Source organism: uncultured Faecalibaculum sp. (assembly GCF_910588395.1).
In the GTDB taxonomy this organism is placed as follows: domain Bacteria; phylum Bacillota_I; class Bacilli_A; order Erysipelotrichales; family Erysipelotrichaceae; genus Faecalibaculum.
Genome location: NZ_CAJUPA010000007.1, coordinates 60,811 through 70,178, shown reverse-complemented (window position 1 = coordinate 70,178; position 9,368 = coordinate 60,811). Strand labels below are relative to the sequence as shown.

At 56.0% G+C, this 9,368-nt stretch carries 8 protein-coding genes and 1 pseudogene; 5 read left to right on the top strand and 4 right to left on the bottom strand.

The annotated features are described in order from the left end of the window. Positions 1–160: 160 nt before the first annotated feature. Complete coding sequence (locus QZ305_RS03250; protein ID WP_294730064.1) at positions 161–865, bottom strand: HAD family hydrolase; 705 nt, start codon at positions 863–865, stop codon at positions 161–163. Positions 866–1,099: 234 nt separating this feature from the next. On the opposite strand from QZ305_RS03250, the gene QZ305_RS03245 reads away from it, so the two are divergent. Both QZ305_RS03245 and QZ305_RS03240 read left to right on the top strand, forming a co-directional pair. Further along, on the top strand, positions 1,100–2,080 hold the full coding sequence (locus QZ305_RS03245; RefSeq protein WP_294730063.1) for an MATE family efflux transporter: 981 nt from the start codon (positions 1,100–1,102) through the stop codon (positions 2,078–2,080). Continuing rightward, a complete protein-coding gene (locus tag QZ305_RS03240) occupies positions 1,999–2,451 on the top strand; it encodes an MATE family efflux transporter (protein WP_294730061.1) in 453 nt (150 codons plus the stop codon). The genes QZ305_RS03245 and QZ305_RS03240 overlap by 82 nt, the downstream gene beginning before the upstream one ends. 118 nt (positions 2,452–2,569) lie before the next feature. Here QZ305_RS03240 and QZ305_RS03235 read toward each other — a convergent pair whose 3' ends face one another. After that, on the bottom strand, positions 2,570–3,451 hold the full coding sequence (locus tag QZ305_RS03235; RefSeq protein WP_294730059.1) for a class I SAM-dependent methyltransferase: 882 nt from the start codon (positions 3,449–3,451) through the stop codon (positions 2,570–2,572). Positions 3,452–3,515: 64 nt separating this feature from the next. Here QZ305_RS03235 and QZ305_RS03230 point away from each other — a divergent pair, with 64 nt between their 5' ends. The 3 genes from QZ305_RS03230 (at position 3,516) to QZ305_RS03220 (ending at position 5,934) form a co-directional block, all read left to right on the top strand. Continuing rightward, complete coding sequence (locus QZ305_RS03230) at positions 3,516–4,205, top strand: hypothetical protein (RefSeq protein ID WP_294730058.1); 690 nt, start codon at positions 3,516–3,518, stop codon at positions 4,203–4,205. Positions 4,206–4,300: 95 nt separating this feature from the next. Then, positions 4,301–5,476 carry a hypothetical protein gene (locus QZ305_RS03225; RefSeq protein WP_294730057.1) on the top strand — a complete coding sequence of 392 codons (1,176 nt, stop codon included), beginning with the start codon at positions 4,301–4,303 and terminating at the stop codon, positions 5,474–5,476. Next, positions 5,473–5,934, top strand: coding sequence for a dihydrofolate reductase family protein (locus tag QZ305_RS03220; protein ID WP_294730055.1), 462 nt, complete (start codon positions 5,473–5,475; stop codon positions 5,932–5,934). The genes QZ305_RS03225 and QZ305_RS03220 overlap by 4 nt, the downstream gene beginning before the upstream one ends. Before the next feature lie 137 nt (positions 5,935–6,071). On the opposite strand, the pseudogene QZ305_RS03215 reads toward QZ305_RS03220, so the two are convergent. Then, positions 6,072–6,509 (bottom strand): annotated as a pseudogene (locus QZ305_RS03215) (lysozyme family protein); the annotation flags it as partial. A 515-nt stretch (positions 6,510–7,024) separates the two neighbouring features. Further along, positions 7,025–9,124, bottom strand: coding sequence for an LCP family protein (locus QZ305_RS03210; protein WP_294730053.1), 2,100 nt, complete (start codon positions 9,122–9,124; stop codon positions 7,025–7,027). Positions 9,125–9,368 lie beyond the last annotated feature (244 nt).

The window sequence follows — 9,368 nt, the reverse complement described above, 5'->3', positions numbered from 1 at the left end:
AGAAACAACTGGTTGCAGCTTAGCTTTACTGAGCTTCGTAGCCTATCAAGAAATTATATATCTGTTGCAGGAAAGGGGGTTCTGCCTGTAATGTATGAAAACCGATTGAATCCGGGCATGAAAGCGGGTGCAGCTGATCACAGGATCATCCACAGGCTGTTCATGCAACCCGCTGGTCCCGGGAAGTGCCGGACAGGAGCGCCGGCAGCAGGGAAAGATCCCGGATCACCGTGACTGGTTCTTCCTGCCGGCGGGGCGCAGGTTCTGCATTGCGGTTGACCCAGATCCGGTTCCAGCCGAGTCTGGCAGCGGGAACGATATCCCACCAATACCCTTTTGCCACATGGATATGCGGATGCCGGCAGAGTTCAAATGTCTCTTCAGCCTGGCGGAAAAACCGGAGGTCAGGCTTGAAGCATTCTGTGCTGTCTGCCGTCAGCCAGGCATCCGGCAGCTGCGCCAGGGTCTGAAGGTGGCTGTCCATCAGGTCTGCTGTGGTGTTGGACATCAGACAGATCCGGAATCCGGCTTCCTTCAGTTTCCGCAGAGCAGGAATCACGTCGGGAAAAGGACGAAAATGGCGGTGGATTTCCAGTGCCTGTTCCAGCAGAGGCACAAAGACAGCGGTGTTCAGCTGCCGGTCACACCAGGCGAGGACTTCCTGCAGCAGTCTGTCGTAGTCCTGATACGGGTCTCCGTACATGAGGCGGTCTTCCCAGGAGGTGAAGGTTTCCACTGCCAGATCCGGCTGGATTCCGGCTTTGACGGCTGTCTTTGCGAGGAGTTCATGGAAAGGGCTGGTATCCAGCAGTGTTCCATAACAGTCGAAGGTGATGGTGGCAGGGGGTGTCAGTGCAGAGGACATGAGGTACTCCTTTCCCGGAAACTCCGGATGGTGGTTTTTCCGGCATCTGCCGCTGATGAGGGCAGGTGTTTGTGTCAGTATAGCAGGAACCGGAAACGGGGGGAGGTCTGGTTTCCGGTCTCATCTCTCCTCGATCATGTACGCTGTCTGGATATGCACACTGTCCTGAATCCCGGGTGGACGATTCAGGCGGGAAAGCGTATCCTTGTCTTCTGCGGAAAGCGAGGTATGACCATGAACCAGGAACTGACAACAGGCCCGATTCGACAATCCCTGATCCTGTTTGCCCTGCCGCTGTTTTTCTCCCAGCTGTTTCAGACGCTGTACAATACAGCGGATACTGTCATCATCGGCCATTATCTGGGGGATCAGTCCCTGGCGGCTGTGGGCAGTGTGGCGGCTCTGTTTGAGCTGATTGTGGGCTTCTCCACAGGATTCGGACAGGGATTCGGTGTGGTGGCCGGTCAGAAATACGGGGCACAGGACAGCCGGGGATTCCGTAAGTGCGTCGCCTTGTCCATCCTTCTGTCCACTGTCATAGCTGTTGTGATCTCGGCCATCATGTGCCTGTCCATGACCGGCGTTCTTCAGCTGCTGCGCACGCCCCGGGATATCTTTACTTCGGCATACAGCTATATTTTTGTCATCAGCGCAGGTCTGATCATCACCATTTACTACAATCTGGCTTCCGGACTGCTGCGGGCAGCGGGAGATTCAAAAACACCGCTGTATGTACTGATCCTGTCCAGCGGGATCAACATTGTTCTGGATATCGTCTTCATCACCCGCCTGCAGGCCAGTGTGGCTGCCACGGCCTGGGCCACGCTGATTGCGCAGCTGATTTCCCTGGTAGCCTGTCTGGGGTGGATTTTCCGGAAGAAACGGGAGCTGATTCCTTCGGTCTCCGACTTTGCCTGGGACGGGGCCATGGTTGCGTCGCTGCTCAAAATGGGCCTGTCCATGGCACTGATGTCTTCCATTGTCTCCATTGGCACGCTGATCCTGCAGACGGCGATCAATCCCATGGGAACCCGGCGGATCACCGGGCATACGGCGGCCAGGAAGATGATTGCCGTGCTGGACCTGCCGGTTTTCTCCCTGTCTCTGGGCTGTCATCCTTTGCGGCGCAGAACATGGGTGCCGGAAAGTATGAACGGGTGGAGCGGGGCATCGCTTTTGCGAACCGGATTTCCATTCTGTATTCCATTGTTCTGAGTGTCCTCACGTTCTTTGCCGCAGGTGCCATGATTTCCCTGATTTCCGGCAGTTCGGATCCCTTTGTCATGGAAACGGGACGCCTGTATCTGATCACCAATGTGCCGTTCTTTCCCATGCTGGCGATCCTGCTCAACCTTCGGGTTTCCATGCAGAGCATGCTCATGACACTGATTCCGGTGTTGTCTTCGGTGATTGAACTGGCTGGGAAGCTGCTGTTCACCTGGTTCGTGGTGCCTTTTGCGGGATACTGGGGTGTGTGCGCCACGGAACCCTTTGTCTGGACCGCCATGGCGGTCTTCCTGGGATCCTGTTATCTGCACAGAAGTGTGCTGACCAGAGAGGGAATTCCGGTTCATCTGTTCCGGTGAATCCGGCTGTTGCGGTCGCTGAACAGCCCAATGAAAATACCGGCTGCCTCCTGAAGGTCAGCCGGTATTTTCATGATTGGGACCGCAGACTGTCTGTCTGCGGTCTGAGAAAGTCAGATCACTGCTTCGGGGTCCAGCGGCCGAAAATGCCGCAGGGCAGCACCCCGCCTTTGGTGACAGGCAGCAGATTCTCGCCCACTTCCACGCTGCCGCCCCGGGTATCTGTCAGCACGCGGGTCAGGGTCTCCTTCATGGCGGAGAGGGGGAATCCGGTGGTGTAGCAGTTCACCAGGAAGAACAGCGGCTCATCGCTCAGCAGCTTCGCACATTCGCTGACCAGTTCATACAGCTGGTCTTCCAGTTTCCAGAGCTCCTGGTTCGGGCCCCGGCCATAGGAAGGGGGATCCATGATGATGCCGTCATATTTGCGGCCCCGGCGGATTTCCCGCTTCACGAACTTCAGAACATCATCCACGATGAACCGGATGGTGCGATCTTCCAGGTGGTTGATGTGCATGTTTTCCTTGGCCCAGGCAACGATGCCTTTGGATGCATCCACATGCACCACTTCATCGGCTCCGGCTTTGGAAGCGGCCATGGTGGCCCCGCCGGTGTAGGCGAACAGGTTCAGGATCCGGACCGGTTTGTCGCTGGCGGCTTTCCGCTGGCGGATGGCATCCATGGTGAAATCCCAGTTGGCGGCCTGTTCGGGAAACAGCCCGGTGTGCTTGAATCCCGTGGGGGAGATCTTGAAGCGCAGGTCCCGGTAGCCGATGGTCCAGTTTTCCTTCACCGGTTTCTTCGTCTCCCAGTAACCGCCACCTTTGTTGGACCGGTGGTAGACAGCATCTGCCTGTTTCCAGTCCCGTTCATCCCGGATGGGCCAGATGGCCACGGGATCGGGACGGCGGAGCACCACTTTGTTCCACCGTTCCAGTTTCTCCTTGTTTCCTGTATCAATGACTTCGTATTCTTCCCAGCCGCTGGCGATCTGGTTCATATGTCTTCACTTCCTTTGTCTCTGAATCCTATTGTACTTGCTTTGGCCGTGATATAATCACACCGTGCAAAGAAATCGAAGGAAATCCCTGCTGGCAGCTCTGCTGTGTGCCACTCTGTGTTCCGGCTGTTCCATGCTGGTGCCGGAAGAGAAGGAACAGACAGAGGATACGCTGCAGGAAGAAACGAAAACCTATACCGTAAAGGAAAACCCGGTGTATTTTGCCCCGGAGAAACCCACTGCCTATATCGCCGAAACCTATGATGCCTTAAGTGCTTCCCTGAAGGACGGCAGCGAAGAAGCCCGGGCGCAGGCAGCCGCCACATACTTTCTGGCGGATTTCTTCACTCTGTCCAACAAGGAAGAAGAAGGAGACATCGGAGGACTGGATTTGATTCCCTCTGCCAGTGCGGATGCTTTCCGGGAGTATGCGAAGTATTATTACTACCATGTGATGCCCGAGATCCGCAGCAAACAGGGGCCCGGTGCGCTGCCGGAAGTGACGAAGGTGGAACTGAGTCAGCCAAAGCAGGAAGATGTGACCTATATGGATCAGTCATATCCCGGCTATACCTGGCAGGTGAAGCTGACTTATGCAGACAGCCCGGATTCATCTCAATTCAAAACCGATGCAAAATGCACGATAATCAAACTGGACGATGTGCATTATGTGGATCAGGCGGATGTGACCGCGGACCGGGAAGCCGGAGAGCCGGCATCTGTGTGGAAAGTGGTTGCCGTCACGGACCAGTAGGACAGGATGCATGATCCTGTCTTTTTCATTGAGACGGAGGAATCCGGCTCTGACTCACAGACACTGACTGATCGGATGGAAAGAAGGAGAACAGCATGTTTGTACAGCTGATTTGCAAAGACCGAAGCGAAAAGGAAATAGAAGAACTGTATCAGATCATCGGCGCGATCTGCGAACGGGAAGGCATCCAGGCGGAAGAACGGCAGGATACAGTGGAGATCCTGGTTTGTCCCCAGGGCAAGATTCTGGTGACGGAGGGTGACCGGGAGCTGACGCTGACAGCCAATACGCGTCATGCCGGCGCGGGATTCCATGCCTTCTGCGTGGATATCTTCAAGGACATCGAAGAGGAGCAGCCGGGCAAGTATGAGCTGATCGACGATCTGGAATACGCCAGTGACGAAGATTTTCACCGGCTGCATCACGTATACGAAAACGAGCTGGACTATATCCGGAATCTCATTCTGACCGATCCGGATTTCCGCCGGAAAAACTATCTGTATGACGAAACCTATTACCTGCCCAAAGCCGGAGACGATGAGATTCTCACCAGCCGCGGACCTCTGAGCCGCAGGGAATTCCAGTCCATGGACCTGGATGATCTGATGGACTGGTTCTATGTCTGGAACGACTGGGACCGGGACGCCCGTTTCTACCGCAATGCAGCCCTGACGCTGCTGGCCAAGGAAGGGGTGGGGGAGTACACCGTCATGAACGATGCCACCATCAAGACAGCCAATGAAATCTGCGACTATCTGGAGATTGCCCATGAGAAGGACCCGGAACTGCCGCTGCCTGTCAACACATATTTTCTGCTGGTCAATCTGCTGGGACGGGAAGACAGGCTGAAGGACTGCCCCCGAATGAAGGAACCCGCCGTCCAGTACCGTCAGCGGGATGTGTATCATCTGTTTGCCGACTGTCAGGTGGTGGCGCCAGGTGCAGCGGAGAGAAGCTTTGATCCGGTGACGAATTCCGTGAATCTCATGGCTCCCTACAAAGAGGAAGGGGAATGGTCCTGGCTGATCCAGGCTTCCAAAGACGACCACATTCTCACGGGAAAAGCCCAGGTGATGGATCAGGAGCCGCATCTGGAAGAGGGTGGCATGCTGTGGATGGATGACTGGGAAGAAGACGGGTTCCAGGTACTGGAAGCCGTGATCCGGAAGGATGAAGATTATCTGTACATTCATGTCATTGCCAATGATGAGAAGTACATGCCGTACCTGAAAGACTGCATCCGGCAGTCGGGATTCGTGCCCCAGTCATGAGAAAAGCCCGACTGTTTACGGCTGTCACGGTGGACGGCTGCCTGGTGGAAAACCTGGACTGGCTGCCGGACACGCAGGGGCAGACATTTCTGTTTGACCATCAGACCTGGAAGCAGCTGGAATCCAGACTGAAAACAGAAGAGAACATTACCGTACTCAGCCCCAGACCAAAAACGGGTCAGAGCGGTGTTCATTATGAAACCGGAAATGCGGCAGAGTGTCTGCGGCGGATGAAGGAGCAGGAAGGAAGCACCATCTGGGTGCTTGCGGGACCGAAGACCGTGAGTCAGCTGATGAAGACCGATCAGATCGACTATTATGAGCTGGTCATTGTTCCGCAGATTGGTGCATCCGGTACCAGGCTGTTCAAGCCCGGGGGACAGCCGCTGGATCTGAAGCTGAAGCGTCATGCGGAAAGCGATGGTCTGGTGTTCCTGAGCTACGAACGGGAGCGATGATAACTGCATATAAAGCCGTATCGAAATAGATGCGGTTTTTTTTACGCCCTGCCACAGCCGCTGCTGCGGCGCATCGGCAAAAAAAGAAAACCGGCCTCAGAGCCGGTTGATGGTCATTCTTCTGTCACGGCGTTGTGAACCAGGGTCACGTAGAACATGTTGCCGTAGTCATAGCGCCAGCCGCCGTTGGCTTTCACAGCCACGGGGTTCATGTATGTCTTCTTTTTGCCTTCTGCCTGTTCCTTTGCGAAGGTTTCCGCCAGTTCCTGGGTGTGGACACCGCCATGGGCTGCCACGTAATCCAGATAGCCGGAGCCGTAATTGTAAGCCTGCAGGACGGAGTCGAAATCGGTGCCCAGGGCAGCGGATTTCTGCAGCAGGGAGGAGAAATAGGAGCAGCCCTGGTCGATGCTTTCGGGGGTGCTGAGGGAATTGGGAGACAGCCCCAGGGATTCGCTGGACTGCATGACGTCTTCGCCCTGGCCGCCGGATTCCACATCCACGATGGCCACAAGCCACCTGGTGTAGTCCTGGATGCCGTATTTGGCGGCGTAGTCTGCGATCATGGGGGCGTGGTTTTCGGCTTCACTTTCGGGGGAAATGAAGGCATAGGTGTCATGGACGAAAAACTGTTCCAGGGTATGGAAGCCCATGACAGCAATGAAGGCTGCGATTGTCAGAAGCGCCAGCCTGTCCCAGCGCATGGTCCGTCTGATGCGGATCCCGGATGACCGGCCATCCGGCAGTTTCGGCAGTCTGCTGTGCATATAGCGCCCCCCTTTCCGCTTTCCAGTTTATGGTACTCTGAAACTTACGCACAATTGTCAAAAATTTACCACAATTCCGGATTTATTCCTTACATTTCCGTCATGGTGTGACGGGAAAGCGGTTTCCTGATGCCGGATTCCAGCGGAAACCAGTCTGCCAGCCCGGCTGGAACAAGTCTGCAGCCCGGGTGCAGCTGCTGTATCCTGCCACGATTTCCGGCTGGCGTCAACAGATGTGTCCTGTGGGATGACGGCAGGAACAGATCGGTGCAGTGGCAGAAAAAGCCCGCCGGTGATGAGGCCGGCGGGCTTTGAGTCCTGCATTATTCGCCAGTGGTGCTTTCACCGCCCGTGCTGCCGGATCCCGAGGGATCGGTGCCGGTTCCCGGATCCGGTGTGGGTGTCGGAGTCGGTTCAGGTTCCGGTGTGGGGGTGGGGACCGGTTCAGGTTCCGGTGTGGGGGTGGGTACCGGGTCGGGTTCCGGTTCCACGTATCCGGGACCCGGGTCCACATACTCCGGCACGTATACCGGCGGGGTGTAGCTGGGCACGACGATGTCAATGGCCTGTTCCTGGGCCCTTGTTTCGCTGCGGCTGGCGGAACTGGAGTCCACGCGGCCGATGCCGTAGTACACAGAGTAGGGACTCAGCTTGTCCGCGTCGGCGGAGGTGATCATGTATTCGCTCACTTCCTGCTTCACCGCATAACTGATTTTCGGCTGCGGATCCTTTGTCAGATCGAAGCTGAAGTCCTTCATTTTCGAATCATCGAACATCCGGGCATAGGCGTTGTATACTTTGCTGATGTCCTGAGGAGACAGCAGATAGCAGGACAGGGGCAGGGAGGGCATGGAGACGGTGGTCAGGGTGGCATCCGCGCCGCCTTTGAGCGTCATGGAATCCACGGTCCAGGGCTGCACATCCTTGAGCTGCTGAGAGATGAATTTCTGGATGGCCGGCAGGGGCATGTCCGTGGCCACATATTTCTGGGCGGCGTCCATCAGCTGGTTGATCCTGGCAATGCCTTCGGCAGTGGTGAGTTTTTTCATGATCGCCCGGATGATGTCCTGCTGGGCGTTTTCCCGTCCCGTGGTGCCATAGCCTTCGGTTTTCCGGTGGCGGGCATAGGCCAGAGCTTCCTTGCCGTTGAGGACCTGCTTTCCTTTTTTCAGCGTGATCAGATCCTTCTTCTTGAAAGACCGGTTTTCATCCTGTTCCGTGAAGTCCAGCTTCACGTCCACTTCCACGCCACCCAGGGCATCCACGATGTGGATCAGGGACTGGAAGTTCACCTTGGCGTAGTAGTCGATTTCGATGCCGAAGGCTTCTTCCAGACCGAGAATCGAGTTGTCTGCGCCATCATTGCCCAGGTGCGTCAGCTTGTCGGAGCCGTTGTTGTAGGCCGGATTGGGGACATAGCTGTCCCGGGGAACAGAGACGGTGGTCATGGAGTTGTTTACTGGATCCACCATGACCAGAATGTTCACATCGCTGCGTCCGTCAATGGAGGGATCATCTCCGGCGTCGATGCCGGCGACATAGACCACAAAGGGTTCCCGGGAAATGTCCAGGGTGGAATCCGAGGTGGCAGCCATGTTCCGGGTGGTTTCATACTGGGCGATCGCCCGGGTGTCTTTTTTCAGGGTCTTGTACTGTTCCTCCAGCAAGTTGTACCGGGTGGCAGGCAGCAGCATGGCGTCGATGGTTCCGTCCCGGAGGTCGTCGTAGAGCTGGCTGTAGTCGCTGTAGTCCACATATTCCACTTCATTGATCTGGGTGCTGATCTGATTCAGGGCGTAGGCCACCACGGTTTCATCCGCCCGGGTGGAATACCCCACTTTCTTTTTCGCCAGATCCGTGACTTTGGTCACAGAGGAGTCTTCCGGCACCAGCAGGTCCACTTTCAGCAGAGAGGCTGTGGAACCGGAACCGGTGATCGTGCTCAGGGCGTGATAGGTGTTGTAGACTGTGAAGCTGCCAAAAGCCAGCGCACCGCTCATGATGAGGGCGAAAATCCGCCAGATCCAGGTGGTCCAGCGGGTGCGGGTGCGCCGCAGCAGCAGGATCAGCAGGATCAGGTCCACCAGCAGCAGGATCACGCAGATGCACAGAAGGATCTGGATCGTGAGCATGCCCATCTGGTAGAGCAGCACAGAAAAGAGCACCGAGAGCAGGGTGGCCAGCCCCCAGAGCAGGAAATCCGGCCATTTGCGGCCTTCGCTGTCTGCGGCTTTCTTCCGCCGTTTCCGGTTCTTTGCCGGATCGGGCTGGCGGAAGTGCTCGCTGGCTCCTTCGGTTCCTGCAAAGGGATCCTGCAGGCTGTCTGAAGCGGCTGGAGCCTCTTCCGGCTGTATCTGTGTATGATAATCAGGGTCCCCGGAAGGTTTCCGGGTTTCCTTTTTTGTTTTTTTCAGTTTTTTCATATGTGCATCACCACGTTCCATAGTAACATAGACCGGTAACCGCTGGCATCTGCAGCCGGCGGCCAAAAACTGCTTTATCACTGCTGAACAGAATATGACGGGAGTCCGGTCATTTGCGCTCATTGACAAAGATTGGTGAGTTCCTTCGAAAACTGTTCGGTTTTTCTTAATATAAAAGCGCTATACTTGAGTCAATCATACAAACACTGTACATGAGTCAGCCGCCCACGGGCGTCATCGCCGG